18 protein-coding genes are annotated in these 22,319 nt (G+C 33.2%); 8 read left to right on the top strand and 10 right to left on the bottom strand.

The window, feature by feature from the left end; genetic code table 11:
• Nucleotides 1–121: 121 nt before the first annotated feature.
• Both pyrE and C1H87_RS17650 read left to right on the top strand, forming a co-directional pair.
• A complete protein-coding gene (pyrE, locus tag C1H87_RS17655; RefSeq protein WP_102757084.1) occupies nt 122–766 on the top strand; it encodes an orotate phosphoribosyltransferase in 645 nt (214 codons plus the stop codon).
• A 79-nt stretch (nt 767–845) separates the two neighbouring features.
• Nucleotides 846–1,241 (top strand): orotate phosphoribosyltransferase, encoded by a 396-nt coding sequence (locus tag C1H87_RS17650; protein ID WP_102757083.1) that lies wholly within the window; start codon nt 846–848, stop codon nt 1,239–1,241.
• Here C1H87_RS17650 and C1H87_RS17645 read toward each other — a convergent pair.
• Nucleotides 1,238–1,969: a biotin--[acetyl-CoA-carboxylase] ligase gene (locus tag C1H87_RS17645; RefSeq protein WP_102757082.1), complete on the bottom strand. Its 732-nt coding sequence runs from the start codon at nt 1,967–1,969 to the stop codon at nt 1,238–1,240. The genes C1H87_RS17650 and C1H87_RS17645 overlap by 4 nt on opposite strands.
• 93 nt (nt 1,970–2,062) lie before the next feature.
• Here C1H87_RS17645 and rsfS point away from each other — a divergent pair, with 93 nt between their 5' ends.
• The 6 genes from rsfS (at nt 2,063) to C1H87_RS17615 (ending at nt 6,846) form a co-directional block, all read left to right on the top strand.
• Nucleotides 2,063–2,434 carry a ribosome silencing factor gene (gene rsfS / locus C1H87_RS17640; RefSeq protein WP_102757081.1) on the top strand — a complete coding sequence of 124 codons (372 nt, stop codon included), beginning with the start codon at nt 2,063–2,065 and terminating at the stop codon, nt 2,432–2,434.
• A gap of 9 nt (nt 2,435–2,443) precedes the next feature.
• On the top strand, nt 2,444–4,384 hold the full coding sequence (gene ftsH, locus C1H87_RS17635; protein WP_102757080.1) for an ATP-dependent zinc metalloprotease FtsH: 1,941 nt from the start codon (nt 2,444–2,446) through the stop codon (nt 4,382–4,384).
• A gap of 120 nt (nt 4,385–4,504) precedes the next feature.
• Nucleotides 4,505–5,113 carry an LUD domain-containing protein gene (locus tag C1H87_RS17630; RefSeq protein ID WP_102757079.1) on the top strand — a complete coding sequence of 203 codons (609 nt, stop codon included), beginning with the start codon at nt 4,505–4,507 and terminating at the stop codon, nt 5,111–5,113.
• Nucleotide 5,114: 1 nt separating this feature from the next.
• On the top strand, nt 5,115–5,936 hold the full coding sequence (locus C1H87_RS17625; RefSeq protein WP_102757078.1) for a phosphatidate cytidylyltransferase: 822 nt from the start codon (nt 5,115–5,117) through the stop codon (nt 5,934–5,936).
• Nucleotides 5,926–6,576 carry a phosphatidylserine decarboxylase family protein gene (locus C1H87_RS17620; protein WP_102757077.1) on the top strand — a complete coding sequence of 217 codons (651 nt, stop codon included), beginning with the start codon at nt 5,926–5,928 and terminating at the stop codon, nt 6,574–6,576. The genes C1H87_RS17625 and C1H87_RS17620 overlap by 11 nt, the downstream gene beginning before the upstream one ends.
• Nucleotides 6,577–6,579: 3 nt before the next feature.
• Complete coding sequence (locus tag C1H87_RS17615) at nt 6,580–6,846, top strand: acyl-CoA-binding protein (protein ID WP_102757076.1); 267 nt, start codon at nt 6,580–6,582, stop codon at nt 6,844–6,846.
• A 280-nt stretch (nt 6,847–7,126) separates the two neighbouring features.
• Here the strand turns inward: C1H87_RS17615 and C1H87_RS17610 are convergent, their stop codons facing one another.
• The 9 genes from C1H87_RS17610 to C1H87_RS23360 all read right to left on the bottom strand — a co-directional run bounded on the left by C1H87_RS17610 (nt 7,127) and on the right by C1H87_RS23360 (nt 21,842).
• Nucleotides 7,127–9,412, bottom strand: coding sequence for a family 16 glycoside hydrolase (locus C1H87_RS17610; protein ID WP_102757075.1), 2,286 nt, complete (start codon nt 9,410–9,412; stop codon nt 7,127–7,129).
• A gap of 932 nt (nt 9,413–10,344) precedes the next feature.
• Entirely contained in the window at nt 10,345–13,335 is a 2,991-nt protein-coding gene (gene secDF / locus C1H87_RS17605) for a protein translocase subunit SecDF (RefSeq protein WP_102757074.1), read from the bottom strand.
• Between the two features lie 218 nt (nt 13,336–13,553).
• Nucleotides 13,554–14,168, bottom strand: coding sequence for a hypothetical protein (locus C1H87_RS17600; RefSeq protein WP_102757073.1), 615 nt, complete (start codon nt 14,166–14,168; stop codon nt 13,554–13,556).
• Between the two features lie 161 nt (nt 14,169–14,329).
• A complete protein-coding gene (locus C1H87_RS17595) occupies nt 14,330–15,271 on the bottom strand; it encodes a SecDF P1 head subdomain-containing protein (protein ID WP_102757072.1) in 942 nt (313 codons plus the stop codon).
• A gap of 66 nt (nt 15,272–15,337) precedes the next feature.
• Nucleotides 15,338–16,270, bottom strand: a complete 933-nt coding sequence (mdh, locus tag C1H87_RS17590; protein ID WP_102757071.1) for a malate dehydrogenase — start codon at nt 16,268–16,270, stop codon at nt 15,338–15,340.
• Between the two features lie 229 nt (nt 16,271–16,499).
• On the bottom strand, nt 16,500–17,501 hold the full coding sequence (locus tag C1H87_RS17585; protein WP_102757070.1) for a DUF6588 family protein: 1,002 nt from the start codon (nt 17,499–17,501) through the stop codon (nt 16,500–16,502).
• 375 nt (nt 17,502–17,876) lie between these two features.
• Nucleotides 17,877–19,814, bottom strand: a complete 1,938-nt coding sequence (gene gyrB, locus C1H87_RS17580; protein ID WP_102757069.1) for a DNA topoisomerase (ATP-hydrolyzing) subunit B — start codon at nt 19,812–19,814, stop codon at nt 17,877–17,879.
• A gap of 934 nt (nt 19,815–20,748) precedes the next feature.
• Nucleotides 20,749–20,880: a hypothetical protein gene (locus tag C1H87_RS23670; protein ID WP_262497878.1), complete on the bottom strand. Its 132-nt coding sequence runs from the start codon at nt 20,878–20,880 to the stop codon at nt 20,749–20,751.
• A gap of 821 nt (nt 20,881–21,701) precedes the next feature.
• Nucleotides 21,702–21,842 (bottom strand): hypothetical protein, encoded by a 141-nt coding sequence (locus C1H87_RS23360; RefSeq protein WP_158655265.1) that lies wholly within the window; start codon nt 21,840–21,842, stop codon nt 21,702–21,704.
• Nucleotides 21,843–22,319 lie beyond the last annotated feature (477 nt).

Raw genomic sequence — 22,319 nt, 5'->3', positions numbered from 1 at the left:
CTAGCAATTACAATGTCGTAAAAATATCATTTTTGGGCACAATCTACTCATTGTTGAAAAATATTTTTTATTCATAATGTTACGATTAGGTAAAATTAAATTTATGTGTAATTTTGTTTCCATGATTTTTAACAAAGAAACCGCCAAAAAAACGGCCGAAGTTTTATTACAAATCAATGCAATAAAACTTAGTCCTAGCGAACCATTTACCTGGGCATCGGGATGGAAATCTCCAATTTATTGCGATAACCGTATCCTATTGTCATTTCCACCAATTCGTAATTATATTTCTGAAGCCATGGCCAAGCAACTTGAAGCAAAGTATGGCAAACCAGATGTTATTGCTGGTGTAGCAACTGGCGCCATAGGTATAGGGATGCTCGTTGCAGACTATTTGGGATTACCTTTTATATATGTAAGACCAGATGCTAAAGGACATGGTAGAAAAAACCAAATAGAAGGCTTTATTGAAAGCGGACAAAATGTTGTAGTTGTTGAAGATTTAATTAGTACGGGCAAAAGCAGTTTAAATGCTGTAAAAGCTTTAAAAGAAGCGAATATAAAAGTAAAAGGCATGATCGCTATTTTTACTTATGGTTTTGAAGTGGCTACAGAAAATTTTGCCAAAGAAGACATTGATCTTCAAACACTAAGCAATTACGATAGCTTATTGGAACAAGCTTTAGACACTAATTATATTTCTGAAAAAGAATTAAAAGCATTATCCGAATGGAATAGCAATCCAGCAGAATGGAACGCTAATTGATAAGACAACTGTTGTTATTTAGTTGCGACAATAAAAAAAACAGCTTTACAAATAACAACAAACAAAAAACAGTAAAGGAATGAATTTAGAATCACCAAAAGTTAACGTTAAAAAATCATCGCAAGAGGTATTCGATTTCTTATCAGATGTTAAAAACTTTGAAGCTTTAATGCCCGAAAATATTAGCAAATTTGAGGTTTTAGAAAACGACAAGTTCTTATTTGCCTTAAAAGGCATGCCAGAAATTGTTCTAGAAAAGAAAGAAGCTATAGCTCCAAACAAAGTCGTTTTGGGTGCAGCCGGTGGAAAATTAGATTTTTCATTAGAGGGTAATATTTCAGAAGTTGACGAAACTTCCAGCGAAGTACAGTTAAAATTTACGGGCGACTTTAATCCAATGATGGCAATGATGATAAAAGGACCTATTAGTAAATTTATAGAAACCCTTGCTACTAGTGTACCAAACGCTATTTAATACAAAAGAGTAATTGTTTTTAAGTCGAACTCTTCCATAATATCATCTTCAAGCAAGACCTGAAGATTTCCAGACTCGGAAACACCTTTTATAAAACCAGAAAACACAAGACCTTCTTCATCTTTAAATGTTGAAGGTTTATTTTTTCTAAACAAATAAGCTTCATACTCACTCTTTAAAATATCATATTGTTCCTTTTCCATTAGGTCAAAGTAAAACTCCAGGTTTTTTAAAATGACGTGAACTATTTCATCCAAGTTAAAAACTTTTCCAGATATAATTTTTAAAGACGATGCTTTAGGTAAATTTTCGAATTTGGTTTGATTTACATTTAATCCAATACCAATAATTGAGGCATTAATCTTATTTTGTTTTATGACATTTTCTATTAATATGCCACATATTTTCTTGTCTTCTGACAAAATGTCGTTCGGCCACTTTACACTTAATCGAGAAATTGAAAAAAACTGAAGCGTTTTTAGTAAAGCTAAAGAAGTAACAATACTAATATAAAAAGGGTCTTCTAATTGAGTTCTAGAAACATCTTTAAATACGCTAAACGTTAGATTTTTAGATGGTTGCGAATCCCACACAGTTCCCATTTGTCCGCGCCCTTGCGTCTGTTTTTCTGCGATAATAGTCGTGTAATCTTCTACTATTTCCTCAGCACTAAGCTTTCGTAAATAGCTATTTGTAGAATCGATGGCATTAAGTTTGACTATAAGCATATTGAAGTTATTGTGGCTCTCTTAAATCTTATGATTATTTTAAAGTATAAAGAACTAAAAAAATAATAACTTTGCATAAATTAAATAAAATTAATGGCGAAAGAAAATATAAGCGCAGATCAACTAATATCCGTAATAATTAATGGTATCGAAGATGTTAAAGGAAAAGGAATAAATATTCTAGACTTAAGAGAAATTGAAAATACGGTTTGCGATTACTTTATAATTTGTGAAGGTACTTCAAACACTCAAGTAAACGCCATAGTTAATTCAGTACAAAAAAAAGTAAGCAAAGAACTTAAAGATAATCCTTGGCACACAGAAGGTGTAGACAACGCTGAGTGGGTTTTAATAGATTATGTAAATGTTGTAGTGCATGTGTTTCAAAAACACATTCGTGAGTATTATGATATTGAAAGTCTTTGGGGCGATGCAAAAACAACACTTATAGAAACTAGCTACTAAAAAAATCAGATGGCAAACGATAAAAAAAATATAAAGGATAAAAAGCCTAAATTTAGTCCATATTGGATTTATGGTATATTAATAGCCGTATTCTTGGGCTTTCAATTATTTAGTAATGGAAGCTACGAAGATGGTAACATTACCACGCCTTCAGACTTCTTTCATTTCTTGGAAGATGGCGATATTGAAAAGGTCGATATTATAAAAAATACACGTGTTGCTAGAGTTTATTTAACCCGAGAAGCTGAGGCTAAGGAGGTTCATAAAAACTCTAAACCTACAACACTTATACCTTCTGCCACAAGATTACCAAACTATAAATTTGAATTTGGTGATCTTCAAAATTTTGAGAACCGTTTAAACGAGGTTACTAAAGACTTAGCCACAAAACCAATTATTACTTTCGATACCGAAACCAACGATTGGGGAAATCTTTTAATGGGTATTCTACCTTTTATTTTACTTATTGGGGTTTGGATCTTTATTATGCGACGTATGTCTGGTGGTGCCGGTGGAGGTGCTGGTGGACAAATTTTCAATATTGGAAAATCCAAAGCAAAACTTTTCGACCAAAACACCGAAGTAAAAACAACGTTTAAGGATGTTGCTGGTTTAGAAGGTGCTAAAGAAGAAGTACAGGAGATTGTAGACTTTCTTAAATTTCCAGAAAAATATACAACACTAGGTGGTAAAATTCCAAAAGGCGCCTTACTTGTAGGCCCTCCGGGAACAGGAAAGACGTTGTTAGCCAGAGCTGTTGCAGGTGAAGCTAAAGTACCGTTCTTCTCACTATCAGGTTCAGATTTTGTCGAAATGTTTGTTGGGGTTGGTGCATCTCGTGTAAGAGACTTGTTTAAGCAAGCCAAGGAAAAATCACCTTCTATCATTTTTATTGACGAGATAGATGCTATTGGACGTGCTAGAGGAAAAAACGCTATGTCTGGAAGTAATGACGAACGTGAAAACACCTTGAACCAGTTACTAACAGAGATGGATGGTTTTGGTACCAACACTAATGTTATTGTAATTGCTGCAACCAATAGAGCCGATATTTTAGATAAAGCCTTAATGCGTGCTGGACGTTTTGACAGACAAATATTTGTTGATTTACCAGACATTAGAGAGCGTAAAGAAATTTTTGAGGTGCATTTAAGACCTCTAAAAAAGGCAAAAGATTTAGATACCGATTTTCTTTCAAAACAAACTCCAGGATTCTCTGGTGCAGATATAGCTAATGTTTGTAACGAAGCTGCTTTGATAGCTGCCAGAAATGGTAAGAAAGCGGTAGACAAACAAGATTTTCTTGATGCTGTAGATAGAATTATTGGTGGTTTAGAAAAGAAAAACAAAATAATAACACCAAGTGAGAAAAAAGCTGTTGCCTACCACGAAGCTGGTCATGCTACAGTAAGCTGGATGCTTGAGCATGCTGCACCTCTAGTAAAAGTAACTATTGTTCCTCGTGGTCGCTCGTTAGGAGCCGCATGGTACTTACCTGAAGAGCGCTTAATTGTTCGACCAGAGCAAATGCTGGATGAAATGTGTGCTGCTCTTGGTGGTCGTGCTGCCGAGAAAGTAATTTTCGATAAAATATCTACCGGAGCGCTTAGCGATCTGGAAAAAGTAACCAAACAGGCCAGAGCCATGGTTACCATTTACGGACTAAGCGATAAAGTTGGTAATTTAACGTATTACGACTCAGGACAAAGCGAATATGGTTTTACAAAACCTTATAGTGAGCAAACTGCAGAATTGATTGATAAAGAGATTTCAGATATCATAGAAAAGCAATACCGACGTGCCGTTAAATTGCTTGAAGACAATAAAGACAAGCTAACAGAGCTGGCAGAAGAACTTCTGGAAAAAGAAGTGATCTTTAAGGATAACTTGGAAAAAATATTTGGAAAACGTGCTTTCGAAAAAGAAGAGCAGGAAAATTTAGATAAATAAACAGTTAATCGTATATTTTGTTAAGCTTTTAGTAAAAATCTTAAATTAATCGTATGGTTAATTTAAGATTTTTTATATTTGATAAACCTCTAAAAAAATTCTGTTAATAGCTGCACCTAAATGAGCCTTTTTAGAAAAATTTTTGGTTCCAAATCTAGCCGTTCAGGCGAAGAGTTGAAATCTGACGATAGAGGCAAATATATGCCGGAAATAAAAATACCAATTGACGAAAGGTTTACTATAAACTTTAAAGCCAATGGTGGTAAGTTCTTGTATTGCGAAAATTTAAACGAAATATATTCCAACTTAGAATATATTCTTGAAGAGAATGACTGGAAAGAAAAAAAGGCGCTGTTATTCGACGATAATTTAAAAGATAGGTTTACAAATTCAAATTTAAAAGATACTAATAAGGTAAGTGATTCAACGTTCTTTTTAACAACCTGTGAGAACCTTATAGCTAATGATGGATCATTACTTATCACTTCAAAACAAATATTCGAAAAAAAGCTTCCTGAATTACCAGTAAACTTTATCGTGTATGCTACCACAAGCCAAATTGTTGAAAATATCGGGGAAGGTTTACGTGGTATAAAATCTAAAAACAGGCAAAAAATCCCAACAAATATTACAACCATTAAACATTTTAAATCTGGGGACGAAAAAGATTTCTTAAGTTATGGTAGTAGTGCAAAAAATCTTTACCTACTACTCTTAGAAGATTTATAGAATGAAAGAAATTCTTATTCGGTCACTTTCTGGACTACTCTATGTCTTGCTATTAATTCTATGCCTGAATTACGAACAATTATTAATAGTACTTTTTTTTGGTTTTGGATTGGTTTGTATGGGCGAGTTTAAAAAACTCATTCACCTAAAAAGTATTATCCCTTACATTATTTTTATTATACTGTATGCTGTTTTCGGTTATTGGCAATCGGTTTTAAATACAGATAAGGGTTTAGATGAAGCTACTCAAATTCTTATGGTGGTTACCATTTTTGTCGAGCTGTTTTTAATAAAAGATTTATTCTCGGAGAAAACAATTCCGCTCTTTGCTTCTAAACGGTTTATACTTACAACATTTTATATATCCAGTGCTTTTGTATTTTTAGTTTTAATAGCCAATTATAACGAAGACTACGATCCGAACATTTTATTAGGGTCTTTTATTCTAGTTTGGGTAAACGATACATTTGCCTATTTAGTTGGCAAAAACTTTGGAAAACAAAAGCTTTTTGAAAAGATTTCGCCTAAAAAAACCGTAGAAGGTTTTCTTGGCGGATTATTTTTTTCGTGTGTAGCAAGCTATTTTATTGCTACCTTTACGGGGTTATTAGGCTTTACAAGTTGGCTAATTTTAAGCATTATAATAAGTGTTTTCGGTACTCTAGGAGATTTAATAGAGTCTAAGTTTAAGAGACAAGCCAATGTTAAAGATAGTGGTGTAATTATGCCTGGACACGGTGGATTATTAGATCGACTGGACAGTATTATTTTTGCAGCACCTTTTATATATTTATTTTTAAGACTTTTACAATATGTTTCATAAAGAAGGCCATAAAATTATAATTATAACTTTTGTATTTACAATTGCATCCTCTTTATTAGTTGATAATTTCATTCAAATTGGATGGTTGAGAATGCTTATTCTAATTGTACTGCTTGTATTTTTAATACTTATACTTCAGTTTTTTAGAAACCCTAAACGACATACCTCACTTAATAGTAAACAAGTGGTTTCTCCTGTTGATGGAAAAGTTGTTGTTATTGAAGAAGTTTTTGAAAAAGAATACTTTAAAGAAAAACGCTTGCAAGTAAGCGTTTTTATGTCTCCAATAAATGTACATGTTACGCGTTACCCTATTGGTGGAAATGTTATTTTTAGCAAATATCATCCCGGCAAATATTTAGTGGCATGGCACCCTAAAGCAAGCGAAGAAAACGAACGCACAACTGTTGTGGTAGAAAATGAAACCTACGGTAAAGTGCTTTACAGACAGATTGCAGGTGCTTTAGCAAAACGCATTGTAAACTATGCCAAACTAAATGATAAAGCCCAACAAGGGGGCGATAGTGGTTTTATTAAATTTGGATCGAGAGTAGATTTATTTTTACCTCTGGACACCAATATAAAAGTACAACTTAACCAAAAAGTTCGCGGTGGCGAAAGTGTTATTGCAGAAATCTAATGAATGGGCGAAAAAGATTTAGACATAGAGTTTCTTAAAGCAGTAGACAGGGTGAATGCTCATACCGATCCATTTCCAGCTGATACACTTTTGAAATTATATGCATACTACAAAAAAGCTACTAACGATTATGGTAGACCTCGAAGCAAAAAACCCATAATTAATGCTTTTAAAACCAATGCGTTATTTCAAGCTAAAAACATTAGCGAAGATGAAGCTAAACGCTTGTATATAGACTTGGTTAATAGTTATTTCTTGTATAGAGAGTAAGTCCATATTTTACTTTTGTCCTATAGTCCCAAAAAACAATTCAACTTTAAACTAGTAAATACCTATAAGGGCTTTTGAAGTCATTCCCAAAAATCAATTACATAGTGATTTTACAATACATTGCAAAAAGTTTTGGGGGCACTATAGCTTAAATACTAGTTTCATACAAAGCATATAAAAACCCCTAAAAACATGGTTTTAAGGGGTTTTATGATTAAATAATAAGGCTTTTTAACATTTATCCTAATAAGGACGAAAAATCTTGTTTATTACTTTAAAATTAGTTAACCAAGAACTTGGTACTTGTTGCATTACCTTTGGAATCTGTAGCTAGTAGTATATATAATCCCGGTAGGAAATTTTGGTTTACAAATAATGATTTCTCAGCACCTTGATTCTTAAGAGTGTTTTTGTATACTTCCTGACCGGCAGCATTATAAATGACTATACTTGATAACTTCTGGTCGTTAAAATAAACTGTAAAAGCTTTATCATTGGTTGCATTAGCAACAAAAATCTTGTTATTATCGACTATCTTTCCTTCTATATTTTTCGGAGCAGCTTTACCAGAAACCGTTTCAATATTTGGCTCTTTATTAAGACCTATTTCAAAATCATGAGAAACAGTACATCCTCTTTTACCTGTAAAAGTAACTGTATAAATTCCTAGTTGAGTTTCTTTAACATTTTCAATTCTTACATATTTTCCTTCATGACTAAAACCATTAGGTCCTGTCCAAGACCAAATACCTTCAAGCCAATTATGTGGAGCCAATAACGCAAAACCTCCAATCTCTACTTCTGCATAATCACCTAGTCTCGTTGAACTGCTCTCAATTGAATGTTTATCATACACGGCTGGATTAACCTTGCACGATTCTATCTCTTCAATATAAACATTTTTAAAAGCTAAATCCTTTAATTCAGATTGAAATGTGATATATCCTGAAGTAACTCGCTCTCCATTTTTACTTATGGTACCTGCATTAATCAATCTATCATTAAGATATACACTAATTTTACCTTCTATAACTGTTATACTCATTTTATTCCATGTTCCATCTGTATATTCTGGTATAGGCTGCTCAGAATAAAAACGTTTAGGTAATCGTTCCGGTCTGCTGCCCACATTAGGATAGTTTGGCTCTGCAGCTACCTCAAGCCCTTTTCTAAGGAGGTCTCCTGCTTCTCCTTTTTTAAGCTGTACTTCTATAGAGTTTGGGTAGCCCCCATTGTCTTGCTTCCAATTGTTTTCTCCATGAATCCAAATGCCGCTATTTCCATCTTTATCCCCATCACCAAGAGTTATCCATTTGTACTCAAATGTTAATGTATAATCACTATAAGTTTTTGCTGTACGCATACCACTTTGTCGCCAGTAATTATTACCTCCTGTAGCGTGTAGTTCTCCATTAGGACCGATTTTCCAAAAATCGTCTCGAGTGCCTTTACCTTCTCTACCATCTCTAAAGCCAAACTCCCAACCGTCGAAAGTTCCTTTCCATAATTGTTCTTTTGTTGATGAGTTACTTGAAAGTAAAAAAGCTGTTTTCTTGATCTCAATTTTTTTTCCAAACCCTACTTCAAAGTCATGACTAACAACACATCCTCTTTTACCAGTAAAAGTAACGGTGTAAATTCCCAGGTCATCTTCCTGAATATCTTTAATAATTACAAGTCCTTTTTCATGACTAAAACCATTAGGCCCTGTCCAGGACACAGTACCTTCCAGACCGCCAAAAGCTGGATTAAGATACACTGTACCTCCAATTTCGGTCTCAGCATAATCATCTTGTCTCATCGCACCATTAACAATAGGATTTTTATCATACAAGTAAGGAGTAATAATACATGCATCTATCTCTTTTATTTGAATGTTTCTAAAAGCGATATCCTTTAATGCAGATTGCAATGTTATATAACCAGAAGTTATGCGCTTCCCGTTTTTATGCACGATACCCGAATTAACATCGATACCATTAAGTGTAACCGAAATTTTCCCTTCTATACTTCGTATGGTCAGATAATTCCAGTTACCATCTAAAAACTCTGTTATTTTAATATTACTATTACCGGGATCCCTAGGTACTTCTTTGCTTTTAGGATCAACGGGTATACTAGGTCTATGCCCCGTTGCCGTCATATCTAGCCCATTTTTTATAAAGGCTCCCGCATTACCTTTTTTTAACTCAACCTCTATAGAATTCGGAAATGCACCTCTATCTTGAGCAAAATTATTTTCTCCGTGTATATAAATACCACTATTTCCATCTACTTCTTCACCTGTTGTAATCCATTTATACTCCAATGTCAACTCATAATCACCATAAGTTTTTACGGTACGCATACCGCTTTGTTGCCAGTAATTGTTACCTCCTGTAGCATGTAGTTCTCCATTAGGACCGATTTTCCAAAAATCGTCTCGAGTGCCTTTACCTTCTCTACCATCTCTAAAGCCAAACTCCCAACCGTCGAAAGTTCCTTTCCATAATTGTTCCTGAGCAGTTAAACTACTTATACTTAATAGGGCCACTATAAAGTAGCATATATAATTTTTGTTTTTCATTTTTATAATATTGTAGTAGTCTGTAGGCTTCCTCTTATTTTTGTTTAAGCCACAGACCTATTTTTTTAATTGTTATACTTGTTTGATTATTTCTTGTTCAATTAGAATAATTTCTTAAAATGAATATCATATGAAATTCGCGGCCTGGGGTTGCATGTTTTTTCAAAGTAGTTCACTTAAGAACAAAAATGTTCTTAAGGATATACATTTTAAACCAACATTAAGATTTTAATAATGCTTTTCTTAAAATGTTCCTATGGTTTGGTCGGGATAAATTTATATTAGGAATAAATGCCCCTCGCTATCATATTTTCTGAATAAAACTTATACCAAAATAAGTTTGGCAGACCTTAATGAATAATTGCTACTATACCGTTTCAAGAAATTTTTAAATTGAATTAATACTTAATAGGTTATTAAGAAGTTAATGAAGTTACTTTTATTCTCTTCAATTGTTTCGATATGCTCTTATCTCAGAAATGAAATTAGATACAACCTGTTAGTGGATTAAGTTAAATAGTTCTTTATTTTTATTAAATAAAACAATTTAGATTAGGGGTTTATTATTCTTTTTTTACGTTCATGAAATAATTTCCAATTCCATCTTGTTCTAAAAATTCATGTGCTTCTTATTAATTTTACAATGAAGTTTTTAGCCTTATTATTATTTTGCAAATATACTACTTTTCATATAGTTATAAGATAATTTTCTCTCAGTTTAAAGTTAATTTTTCGTTACCTGTTTAAGGCAGTAAAATGAATTAAATGTTAAGATAAATCTATAGAAAAAGATAGGACTACGCTACAAACACCACATAAATACACACCTGAGAAACACTTGCCTCTAACCTTTGAATAGCAAAATAAAGAAGCCCATCAACAAACGTTGATGGGCTTTCATTATGAAGAAAAATATGTTGTTTAAGCTAGTTTTATTGCTTTTTCTTTGCTTCTAGCTTTTGAACTGTATCATACATGATTGGTGTTGCAATAAACAAAGATGAATAAGTACCTACTATAACACCTACTATTAATGCAAACATAAAGCCTCTAATTGAGTCTCCACCAAAAATAAAGATAGCCAATAATACTACTAAAGTAGTTAATGAGGTATTTAACGTTCTACTTAATGTACTGCTAAGTGATACGTTTACAACACGATTGAATTCCCAGTTACCATGCTCGTTAAAGAATTCACGAATTCTATCGAACACAACCACCGTATCATTTAACGAATACCCAATAACTGTTAAAATAGCTGCAATAAATGCCTGATCTATTTCCATGTTAAATGGCATAAACTTATAAGTTAACGAGAATATACCTAGTACAATTAATACATCATGGAATACTGCCGAAACCGCACCTAATGAGAATTGCCATCTTTTAAAACGAATTAAGATATAAAGGAATACTACAATTAAAGATCCTAAAATCGCCCAGAATGATGCTTGTTTAATATCATCTGCAATAGTTGGACTTACTTTATAAGATTTCATTAAACCAGTAGTCTTAGTATCTGAATCACTAATAAAACCTTCGTAAGACATACCGTTTAAATATGGTTGTAAAGCATTAAATAATGATACTCTAATTGCTTCATCAACTTCTGCTCCCGTTTCATTTACTTGAAATTTGGTTGTGATTTTCAATTGGTTTGCATCTCCAAAAGTTTTTGCATCTGCGCTACCAAAAACATCTGGCTTAGATAATACGCCTGTAATTTCTGAAGCACTTACATCTTGAGCAAAACGTACTTGATATGTTCTACCTCCAACAAAATCTACACCTTGATCTAAGCTATTAGTAAATAATGATCCTAAACTTACAACAATAAAAGTCCCTGAAATGATATAAGCTATTTTTCGCTTTTCAAGGAATTTGATATTTATATTTCTGAAAAGGTTTTTTGTAAGCGTTGTAGAAAAATCTAATCTACCTTCTTTATTTGCATACCAATCAATTAACAATCTGGTAATGAAAATAGCTGTAAATAGCGATGTACCAATACCAATTAATAAGGTCGTTGCAAATCCTTTAATTGGTCCTGAACCAAATATGAATAGTATTAATGCTGTTAAACCTGTTGTAATATTCGCATCTAAAATAGAAGACAAGGCATTACCAAAACCATCTTTAATAGCTTCTTTTTTCCCTTTTCCTTTGGTTAACTCTTCCCGAACACGCTCGTATATAAGTACGTTAGCATCCACCGACATACCTATCGTTAATACGATACCTGCAATACCAGGTAACGTTAATACAGCTCCTAATCCAGATAGAATACCAAAGATTAATAAAATGTTTAATAGCATAGCAATATCTGCAAAGCCACCAACTTTACCGTAATAGAATACCATCCAAATTAATACTAATACCAATGCGATTAAGAATGACATTGTACCACTATCAATAGCTTCTTGTCCTAAAGATGGTCCTACGACTTCACTTTGAATAATATCTGCAGATGCTGGTAATTTACCTGCACGTAATACGTTTGCTAAATCGACAGCTTCATTTAATGTAAAGTTTCCAGAAATTGAAGAGTTACCGCCTGCAATAGGTCCCGTTGTAACGCCTGGTGCAGAGTATACAATATCGTCTAAAACAATTGCTATTTGGCTTTGCTGATTGTATGCTTTACCCGTCATAGCTTCCCAGATCTTAGCTCCCTTTGCATTCATCTGCATTGAAACTTCTGGCTTACCTGCTGGTCCAAATTGATTACGAGCATCTACAATAACAGATCCACTTAAAGGTGGTGTATTATCTCTATTACCTACTAAGGCATATAAATCTACTATTTCGCTATCCTTATCTGGTTTCCCAAAAACAAATTTAGCATAACGTTGTTCTACAGGTAGTAAAGCTTTTACCTCTGGTTTGTTTAAGTAATCTAAAAGTGTCGCTTTATCTTTAAGTGCGAATCTTCCAATAATAGGACCTCCTTGGTAACCTTGTCCTTTTAATAAATCGAATATAGGATTAACCTCTGTATCTACTGCTGTAGAATCTGTAGTAGCATCTCCTAAAAGTTCATCAATGTTGTCCTCATCTGTACTTTCTCCATCTTGAGGCTCTTGTTCTGTTTCCGTAGCTTTAGGCTTAACAGATTCTTTTAAAAGATTGTTTGCTTGTGCTAAAAAGCCAAAAAACTGTTCTCCTTTATAAGCATCCCAAAATTCCAACTGTGCCGTATTTTGTAGTAATCTTATAGCACGTTCTTTATCTTTAACACCTGGTAGTTCAACTAAAATACGACCAGAATTACCAAGACGTTGAATGGTTGGTTGTGTTACACCAAATTCATCAATACGTTTACGTAATACTTCAAAAGCAGAAACGATAGACTCATCTACTTTTCTTTCAATAACTTGCTTAACCTCATCGTCAGACATATTACTATTAATTTCACCATCTAAATCTTTTGTATAAAAAATATCTGGTGATGCTAATTTCGTATCTCCTTTAACAGCATCGAAAGCTCTGAAAAAAGATTCTAAATATGATTCCTGTGCATCTTTTTGAAGCTCGATAGCGTCATCTAACGCTTTATTGAATGCTGGGTCTTTACTTTTATTTGCCAACCCTTCCAAAATATCTCTTACAGATATTTGTAAAGTCACACTAACCCCACCTTTAAGGTCTAAACCTAAAGGCATTGCTTTTTCTTTAACCTCGTTATATGTAAACTTGGCTATACCAAGATTAAAAACAGTATCGGTTGCTATCGATTCTAAATAATCAACCTCTTCTTGGCTTCTTTTGGCTCTATAATCTTCTTCCGATTCCGGAATTTTGTTAATAGCCATCTCCTCGGCATTACTCTCTATTCGATTTGCTTTAAATGTAAACGATAATTGGTAAATACTTACCAACCCGAACAAAATAGCAAATAGTTGTACTAGTCCTTTATTTTGCATTATTCTATTATTTAAGTCAAATTTTTAAATATGGGTGAGTATATATTTCACCTCATAATTTGACAATGGTTTTTTATAGTTTTAAACAAGATTGTTATGATTTTCTATTAAAAACAATCTTATTATATATTATTTTTTGGGAAATGCTTTTTAAACGGTGTGTTTCTTTTTCAATGGTTTGCAACCATTAGTTATGTAAAAAGCATTGGTTTAAGAATTTATATGAAAGAAGGCCCCGCCCTAACATCTGGCACACAATGAGACATATTATCTATTGCAATGGCAATATTTTTACGAACTCTATATGCTACTTCTGTAATTTGATCTTTTTCATCGCTACCTATTATGCTTATGTATAGATTAGGATTATAAGATCGATCATATTCATGTTTTAACTCTACAACATAGGTTCCATTTAGGCTAGAATCGCTATCGGCACCCTTTTGGATTTCATACACATTCAGGTTATAACCGTTTGTGTTTTCGTTGTTTGGAAGTTTATTGTGTTTTTTATCTTGTTGCTGTGAAGCGTAATCTAGTTCTAGATTCTTTTCTTTGGAAAGTACTCTTTTTACATGGTCTACATTAACATCGCTGTAATATGTAATTTTCAGTCTTCCATCTGCCTTCTCACCTACTTTTACATTATCTATCCCCAGTGTTTGCAACTGTTTCTTTACAACTGCAATCGCATTTTGAACATCGTCTGTAGTAACCTCATCATAGATAAACTCCATAACAATTTCCTGATTTGGTACAGAAATTTGCTTCTGGCTAACACCCAATAATGTAAGGGCTATAATTAAAGTACTAAAGTACCATTTCGCTTTCATGCGCGTTTATCTATTATTTTTCAAAGGGTTAACACCACAAAAACCGTTTCTTTATTGTTGAAATGGTACTTTGGATGTTTTAAGCCCCAAATATAAAAAATAAAGACAGTATATCTACTGTCTTTACTTATAAATATCTGTTTAAACTATTGGATATTAAACTATTTTTTGCTTTTTGAATATTGCAATAGATTTAACTTAGGAATATGTTTCTGAGACGTTAAAATAATTGCCAAATCTTGAGCCTCTTCCAGTGTATAATTACCAGAGATTTCTGTTTTACCTCCTTTTATCGGACCAGAAACAACACCTGGAGCAGATTGCACCAAATTATTTAAGGTCACAGCAATACATGTATTATTCCTATATGCATTTCCTGTGATTCTTTCCCAACGTAAAGCGCCTTCTTCATTCATAACCATAGAAATACATGGTCTTCCAACTACATCATAATTCATACGTGCTTCTTTTACAAATTCTCCGGTAAGGGGTGGCATATTTTCTCTATTGGATTTAGCGGCATACAATGGATGGAAACCATCACTGTCTGCGATTCCCCATAAAAACTTCGTGTTTTTAAACTCTGAAGGCAAATGAAATTTAATTTCGTTTCTTTTCAATAATGAATTAACTGCAGCCGTATCTTCCGATTTTGACCGAAAAAGCACTGGTCCTCCAGAATAACCAACTCCAACGATCCTATCAAACAATGGGTTTATTTTGAGACTATCATTATCTTCTTTAGTGACAAATTCATCATTAACCTCTCCTAAAAAAGGATGAAAATCCTCCCCTATATGCAGTTCCCAAAATTCAAGTTTTCCTTGGTTTAGAAGTAACCTATCAACTCTTTCGTTATCCAGATTATGCGCATTAATCTTTACGCTTATATTTTTATCTTGATATCTCTTGACTTCAAAATCGCTTACTCCATATGCATCGAGTCTTTTCTTTAAAACTTGAATAGTTTCGGATATGCCTTGCTGCGGAAAAGTCTTTTTATTTTCAAATCCATAGATAAACAAATGCTCATGCTTTTCTTTAAAAGCATCGCATGATAATAAAATCAAGGCAAAAATTAAATAGGCATAAGTTATCTTCATAAGGTATAAATTAAATGAGGCTACCAAATTTTGGTAGCCTCAAATATATTTAAAAAGAATAAACTTTTAAACTTCTACCTCTAGTAGTCCATTTGTTTTTCTAACACCTTCGGCACTGGTTTGCATATGTGCTTTTTCGGCATCGCTAAGTGGTACATCAACAATACTTTCTATACCATTCTTACCTAAAATAACAGGCACACCAATACAAATATCATTTAAACCATACTCCCCCTCTAAAAGTGTAGAACATGGGAACATTTTTTTCTGGTCGCAAGCTATAGCTTGTACTAAACCACTAACTGCTGCTCCTGGTGCATACCACGCAGAAGTTCCTAATAATTTGGTAAGCGTTGCACCTCCTACTTTTGTATCTTCTTTTACCTGATTTAATCGTTCTTCACTTAAAAACTCAGATACTCTAACACTGTTTCTTGTTGCATGGCTTGTTAATGGCACCATACCAACATCGCTATGGCCTCCAATAACCATTCCATCTACATCACTAATAGGAGCTCCTAAAGCTTCAGCCAATCTGTATTTAAAACGAGCAGAATCTAAAGCACCACCCATACCAATAATTCTGTTTTTTGGTAGGTTAGTTGCTTTATGTGCTAAATAAGTCATAGTATCCATAGGGTTACTCACTACTATAAGAATAGTATTTGGCGAGTGCTCTATTAAGCTTGTAGATACTGTTTTTACAATACCAGCGTTAATTCCTATTAATTCTTCACGAGTCATACCTGGTTTACGAGGAATTCCTGAAGTAATTACACAAATGTCACTATTTGCAGTTTTACTGTAATCGTTTGTTACACCAGTAATTTTAGTATCGAAACCATTTAATGATGCACATTGCATTAAATCCATGGCTTTTCCTTCTGCATACCCCTCTTTAATATCTAATAAAACGACTTCTGAAGCAAAATCTTTGATAGCAATATATTCTGCACAACTGGCACCTACTGCTCCTGCTCCTACAACTGTTACTTTCATTTATTCTATTTTTTTAAGTTATTTATAACTCCGTTAATTATTCCTAATCTTAATAAAACTTTACTATGCAAATCTCGCAATTTTAAAGCCTTTATTATATGATTTTGATCATGCAAAACTACGAATTAATATACTTTAAATAAAAAAAGTACAGGATTAAATCCTGTACTTTTAAAACTAACTACGAAATATAAACTAACTAAAGCTGAATGACTTTAGTTATGTTTTTTTATCTAAAACTAAACGCCATTCCTGCAGATAATGTATTATACTCTTGTAAGGTATAATCTGCAAAAAGCTTAAAGAATCCTAGGCTTAGTCTAACACCTAATGTTGTTCTAAAACCACCTGCATTAAAATCTAGGCTTATAGGGTCTGTTACTGGTATAACAGTTGGAATGTTATCGTATTGCAACTCGTAAGTACCTAACATTTTTAATGTTGAACTACCTCCGGTATATCCAAGTCCTCCATAAATATTAATAACTGGAAAGTTTAATGAACCTATGGCTTGAAATGTATATGAGTTTAATTTGAACTCTGCATTTTGGTTCTGTCCAGGTATAGTGTTACCGTCAATACCATAATCTAAGTTCATAGTAGTAAATGCTCCTAATAATGAAACGTGTAATGGCAATTTGTCTAAGGGACCAAAAATGCTGGTTATTTCTTTTTTAAGACCTACCCCGAAAAGGCTAGTTTTTACATCGTCGCTCCCTACTTTAGGAACGGCACGTAACATAACATCAAATTTATAAGGCAATCCTACACCCACCTGTATGGTTGGCGTTGGTACGGCTCCTAAAGGCAAATCATCATTTATACCTTCGGGCATTTGAAAAGATGCTGTTACTACTTGGCCTTGAACGGTTCCGTCAACATTTAACATAACACCATCGCCTGAACCAGCTACTGTTGGAGTTAAAGTAGATCCCGGTGCGTTTATACTCGTTAATCCCAAACTTGCAATATCAAATAATTCATCTTTTGATGGAACCATTGAAGCGTTTAGACCAATTGTAATATCGAAACCTAATTTTTTATGGGCTTTGGCAGTATGATACCATCCACTATTCATGCCATAAATCAACCCTTTCATTGCAGGACTGATATAAGCTGCTGTTAATTTGTTTGCGTCATCTCTAGCTGCAAGTAAAATACTTTCAAGTTCTTGCGAACGAGATACATGAGTTACTAAAAATAGTAAACATAATAAGGTTATTTTTTTCATCCTTTTATTAAATTTGGTTGAAACAAAAGTATAAAAAAAACTACGCAAAACAACTTTTTGTCGAAAAAAAATGCATTTGAACGATATTTCTATCAGAAAATGAAGGCAAATACTAATAGATATCTGGGTTGTACCCTATTATTATTTCTCTTAAAAAACGTATAATTTAGATTGCTTTGTTGAATAAACCTGATTATAAATCTGGGGGTTCTCTTTTGGAAGTAAGCCATGTTCATATAACGCTAAGGTTTGATCTGTTTGCTTTTAAAACGAAACAAGAGGTCTAAAATTACTTTTAGACCTCTTGTTTTTTAGGCTTATTCCTTATATTCAAGTTATAAACCAAACTCTTTATTACTAATCTACAAAGCCTTCTTAGGCATCTATATTTGCGTAGATAGCATTCTTTTCAATAAAATCTCTACGTGGTGGCACTTCGTCTCCCATAAGCATAGAGAAAATTCTATCGGCTTCGGTACCATTATCGATCTGTACTAAACGCATGGTTCTAAATTCCGGATTCATGGTAGTATCCCAAAGTTGTTCGGCGTTCATCTCTCCAAGACCTTTATATCGTTGAATTTTAGAATTCTCTCCAAATTCTGAAATAATTCCATCACGCTCTTTATCTGTCCATGCATATTGTTTTTTAGCACCTTTCTTTACTAAATATAAAGGTGGAGTAGCAATATAAACATGACCGTTTTCTATTAACTCCTTCATATATCTAAAGAAGAAGGTTAAAATTAAGGTTGCGATGTGACTACCATCAATATCGGCATCACACATAATAACAATTTTGTGATAACGTAATTTTGATAAGTTAAGCGCTTTACTATCCTCTTCTGTACCAATAGTTACTCCCAGTGCCGTGAAAATGTTTTTTATCTCTTCATTTTCGAACACTTTATGCTGCATAGCTTTCTCAACATTCAAAATCTTACCACGAAGTGGCAAAATAGCTTGAAAGGCACGATCTCTACCTTGTTTTGCAGTTCCACCTGCCGAATCTCCCTCTACAAGGAATACTTCACATTTAGTAGGGTCCTGCTCTGAACAATCTGATAGTTTTCCAGGCAACCCTCCTATAGACATCACCGTTTTACGCTGTACCATTTCACGGGCTTTTTGAGCCGCATGTCTTGCTTGTGCAGCTAAAATCACCTTTTGAACGATCGTTTTCGCATCGTCTGGGTGCTCTTCTAAATAATCGGTTAACATTTCTGAAACCGCTTGACTAACACTTGCAGATACTTCCCTGTTTCCTAACTTGGTTTTGGTTTGTCCTTCAAACTGAGGTTCTGCAACCTTTACCGAAACAATTGCTGTTAGACCTTCTCGGAAATCGTCTCCAGAAATATCAAACTTTAGTTTTTCTAACATACCAGATTCGTCGGCATACTTTTTTAGTGTATGGGTTAAACCTCTACGAAAACCTGATAAATGTGTTCCTCCTTCGTGTGTATTAATATTATTTACATAAGAATGTAAGTTTTCTGCATACGATGTATTATAAACCATCGCTACCTCAACTGGCACATCATTCTTTTCTCCTTCAAAGGCTATAACATCTTTCATTAAAGGTTCTCTGGTTGCATCCAGATATTTTATAAATTCCTTTAGCCCTTCTTCAGAATAAAATGTTTCTCCTTCGTATTCGCCATTTTCAGTTTTAGTTCTCTTATCTACTAAATGTACAGTAATACCTTTATTTAAATAAGCTAACTCACGCAGTCTACTTGCTAACGTATCGTAGCTATATTCTAAAGTCTGGGTAAAAATAGTAGAATCTGGCTTAAAGGTAACCGTAGTTCCGCGTTTATCGGTATCTCCAATGGTTTTAACAGGATACAAGGTTTTTCCACGCTCATACTCTTGTTCGTAAACCTTTCCTCCTCTATAAACAGTTGCTTTTAAATGTTCCGATAGGGCATTTACACAACTTACACCAACACCGTGCAATCCTCCAGATACTTTATAAGAATCCTTATCAAATTTACCTCCTGCTCCAATTTTAGTCATTACAACTTCAAGAGCAGAAACCCCTTCTTTTTTATGTAAATCTACAGGGATACCACGTCCATCATCTTCAGTGGTTATAGAATTATCCTCATTAATCGTCACGGTAATGTTGTTACAATGACCTGCTAACGCTTCATCTATAGAGTTATCTACAACTTCGTATACCAAATGATGTAAACCACGTACGCCAACATCACCAATATACATGGACGGACGCATACGTACATGCTCCATACCTTCTAAAGCCTGAATACTATCTGCCGAATATTGATTTTTATTTTCTTCGCTCATAAAATTTTTGTCTTTATATTTGATTTCAAATCATAAAAAAATGATGCAAAGGCATCATTGTTTGGTTACTAACAAATATACAAAATCATCCCCCCTTTAAAAAGCATTTCTGAGACTTTATACAATAATTATCAACAATTGTTAATTTCTTAAAAATGCCTTAAATCGCATGAAAAGCACCTTAAATTAGATTTTAGCTTATTTTCTTCTTTTGAATCCCGCATAAAAACATAAAGCCCTTTAAAAGCGATATTCTGAATTAACACCAAGATCTTTTTAATCGTATAAATAAAAAAAACGACCTATTTTTAACAAAAAAAGACGTCAATAATATGACAGCTTTTAAAACTAGTTTACAAGTTTAAGATCACTTTTTATTAACCACTAGTTTTTTGTGTTGAACACAGCGTTTTGGGTATTATTTATAATAGAAAACTCCATGTCTTAATAATTTTGCATCCATTCGGTTTAATGCATGTAACCGCGTTAGCTAAAGACATATTTCCTGTGATTTGTCTATCAAATAGCTTTCTTGCCATAGCAAAAAGATGGCTCACAAGCAAAATCATGTTAAGTTATCGCTATTAGGGCTTAAAACTTTATCAAAAACAGACAACCTAGTTTCTCTTTTAAACCCCAAAAAAGGCCAAACACCTCCAAAAGGGCATTTCGTTATTAGTCTATAGCTGTAAAGTTTTAATGAAAATTAAGGTTCATAAAAAAAGCTGCTCGTATTCGAGCAGCCATAAAAGCCCAGTAAAAGAAAACCTACTTAAATTACAATTACTAGCTTTTTTTGTGTTTAAACTTAAGGATTTACAATAATAAGTATGACACAAAATAAGGTTACTTAATTAAATATAATTATTGGTTAAATTAGCTTAATCAATCTCTCCGTTCGAAAAGCTTTATATAAAAACCAACTACTCCTGTTTTAAACAAAATCATTCTGAAATCCTGCATGTGCCAAATCAATAGAAGTATCTACCCCTAAAAGACTTTGGGTATTTAAACTTAAAAAAGATGAAAATAATAAAGTTAAGCTAAAAGTGTAAACTTGCTTCATTAGTTAAATATTCAATTGTTTATGTTTCATTTTTAATGTTTGCCAACGGTAAATTGTATGATCAGTGATTACCAAACTGTTTTACTCATAATAATTCAGTTTTAAAATTTTGCCAAAAATATAAACTCTCAGACCATTACTTCACTCCAAAAAGACCAACATATCCCGAAAAGACCAATAGCCTATAATTTTTAAATTTTAGATACAAACTACACTCACAACACCCAATACTATTTCTAACTTAATTACTCGACGCAATTACAACGATATTACATTGAATGTCAAAAACTTAAACACATCTAAAGGGTTGAATCTTCCGTCTGTACTCAAGACAGGCTAAAGTCTAAACCTATTAAATTTGTAGATTTTAATGACCTTTCGACTTTAGTTTATGCATTGTCGAGGTACTCAAGGCGACAAGTAACATTTTTAGTGCATTTATCGTTAAAGTTAGACTGTTTTTAAATCGAGTTAAATTAAAACTGGTATAAACCGCTTCAAGCAAAAAAAGCTACCAAAAACGGCAGCTTTTAAAATTAATAAATAGGGCGGACTACTTTCTAACGAGTAGTTTCTTTGTATGGACTACAGTATGTCAGGTATCTTTAACAATATAAAACCCATTACTTAAACTATTTTATTAAAATTACAAGGAACTACATAAAGGTTTTTACAACCTGCCGTAATTAATTATAATTTGATAAGGGCCAGAAAACATTGAGCTAACATTTAACCACCTTATTGGGGTTGGGGCACATGTTAAATGCAAGCTCGTTTTCTAGCGGGGCATTGATTTTTAATATTGTTATACCTTTTATTTTTCATACATCTTCCGTCTGATATGAAGAAAGACTATTATCGGGTACATTGGAATCGGTTTTAAACAACAATAAAGTATTAAACATACTATTGACTATTGTTAATGGTGTATCAGGATCAACAGCCATACCTACATCATTCATAGTGATTTGAATTGAATTTTTGTCAAAAATATAAACCCAACCTCTAACTATTGAACCCAAAAAAGACTAACCTCAACCCAAAAAGGACATTATTGAATGTTTTTGTGTGTGCTGTAGAACTTTTAACACAAAACAAGCATAAAATAAACACTGTTATTTAAAAGCCCAGCATCTATTTTGTTAAAGTTATTCGGAGCCGCTTTAAAGATCTTTACAATCTGATTAATAATCTGAAATGTACCAGACGTTTTTCGTTTTATATGTAAACTCCCCTTGTTGAGATTAGGGTAAAAACTAAAGTTTGAATATAAAAAAAGCCGTCGATGAGATGACGGCTTTAAAAAGCTAATAAATCTTTAACCCCCACGGTTTATTATTAGTTTTTTTTGGGACTTAACTTACCTAAAATTATAATAATTTAAAATGTTATATAAAACAACATAATAAATCCACCATAGTTTTAACTTAATGTAATGT

The organism is Flavivirga eckloniae (assembly GCF_002886045.1).
In the GTDB taxonomy this organism is placed as follows: Bacteria; Bacteroidota; Bacteroidia; order Flavobacteriales; family Flavobacteriaceae; genus Flavivirga; species Flavivirga eckloniae.
The sequence above is the reverse complement of the archived record's forward strand: the minus strand, read 5'-3'. Positions and strand labels throughout refer to the sequence as shown.

What these genes read in the sequence shown, in the direction of transcription:
- pyrE (WP_102757084.1), top strand. Translation starts at nt 122, where the DNA reads ATGATTTTTAACAAAGAAACCGCCAAAAAAACGGCCGAAGTTTTATTA.
- C1H87_RS17650 (WP_102757083.1), top strand. Translation starts at nt 846, where the DNA reads ATGAATTTAGAATCACCAAAAGTTAACGTTAAAAAATCATCGCAAGAG.
- C1H87_RS17645 (WP_102757082.1), bottom strand. Translation starts at nt 1,969, where the DNA reads ATGCTTATAGTCAAACTTAATGCCATCGATTCTACAAATAGCTATTTA.
- rsfS (WP_102757081.1), top strand. Translation starts at nt 2,063, where the DNA reads ATGGCGAAAGAAAATATAAGCGCAGATCAACTAATATCCGTAATAATT.
- ftsH (WP_102757080.1), top strand. Translation starts at nt 2,444, where the DNA reads ATGGCAAACGATAAAAAAAATATAAAGGATAAAAAGCCTAAATTTAGT.
- C1H87_RS17630 (WP_102757079.1), top strand. Translation starts at nt 4,505, where the DNA reads ATGAGCCTTTTTAGAAAAATTTTTGGTTCCAAATCTAGCCGTTCAGGC.
- C1H87_RS17625 (WP_102757078.1), top strand. Translation starts at nt 5,115, where the DNA reads ATGAAAGAAATTCTTATTCGGTCACTTTCTGGACTACTCTATGTCTTG.
- C1H87_RS17620 (WP_102757077.1), top strand. Translation starts at nt 5,926, where the DNA reads ATGTTTCATAAAGAAGGCCATAAAATTATAATTATAACTTTTGTATTT.
- C1H87_RS17615 (WP_102757076.1), top strand. Translation starts at nt 6,580, where the DNA reads ATGGGCGAAAAAGATTTAGACATAGAGTTTCTTAAAGCAGTAGACAGG.
- C1H87_RS17610 (WP_102757075.1), bottom strand. Translation starts at nt 9,412, where the DNA reads ATGAAAAACAAAAATTATATATGCTACTTTATAGTGGCCCTATTAAGT.
- secDF (WP_102757074.1), bottom strand. Translation starts at nt 13,335, where the DNA reads ATGCAAAATAAAGGACTAGTACAACTATTTGCTATTTTGTTCGGGTTG.
- C1H87_RS17600 (WP_102757073.1), bottom strand. Translation starts at nt 14,168, where the DNA reads ATGAAAGCGAAATGGTACTTTAGTACTTTAATTATAGCCCTTACATTA.
- C1H87_RS17595 (WP_102757072.1), bottom strand. Translation starts at nt 15,271, where the DNA reads ATGAAGATAACTTATGCCTATTTAATTTTTGCCTTGATTTTATTATCA.
- mdh (WP_102757071.1), bottom strand. Translation starts at nt 16,270, where the DNA reads ATGAAAGTAACAGTTGTAGGAGCAGGAGCAGTAGGTGCCAGTTGTGCA.
- C1H87_RS17585 (WP_102757070.1), bottom strand. Translation starts at nt 17,501, where the DNA reads ATGAAAAAAATAACCTTATTATGTTTACTATTTTTAGTAACTCATGTA.
- gyrB (WP_102757069.1), bottom strand. Translation starts at nt 19,814, where the DNA reads ATGAGCGAAGAAAATAAAAATCAATATTCGGCAGATAGTATTCAGGCT.
- C1H87_RS23670 (WP_262497878.1), bottom strand. Translation starts at nt 20,880, where the DNA reads ATGAAGCAAGTTTACACTTTTAGCTTAACTTTATTATTTTCATCTTTT.
- C1H87_RS23360 (WP_158655265.1), bottom strand. Translation starts at nt 21,842, where the DNA reads ATGAATGATGTAGGTATGGCTGTTGATCCTGATACACCATTAACAATA.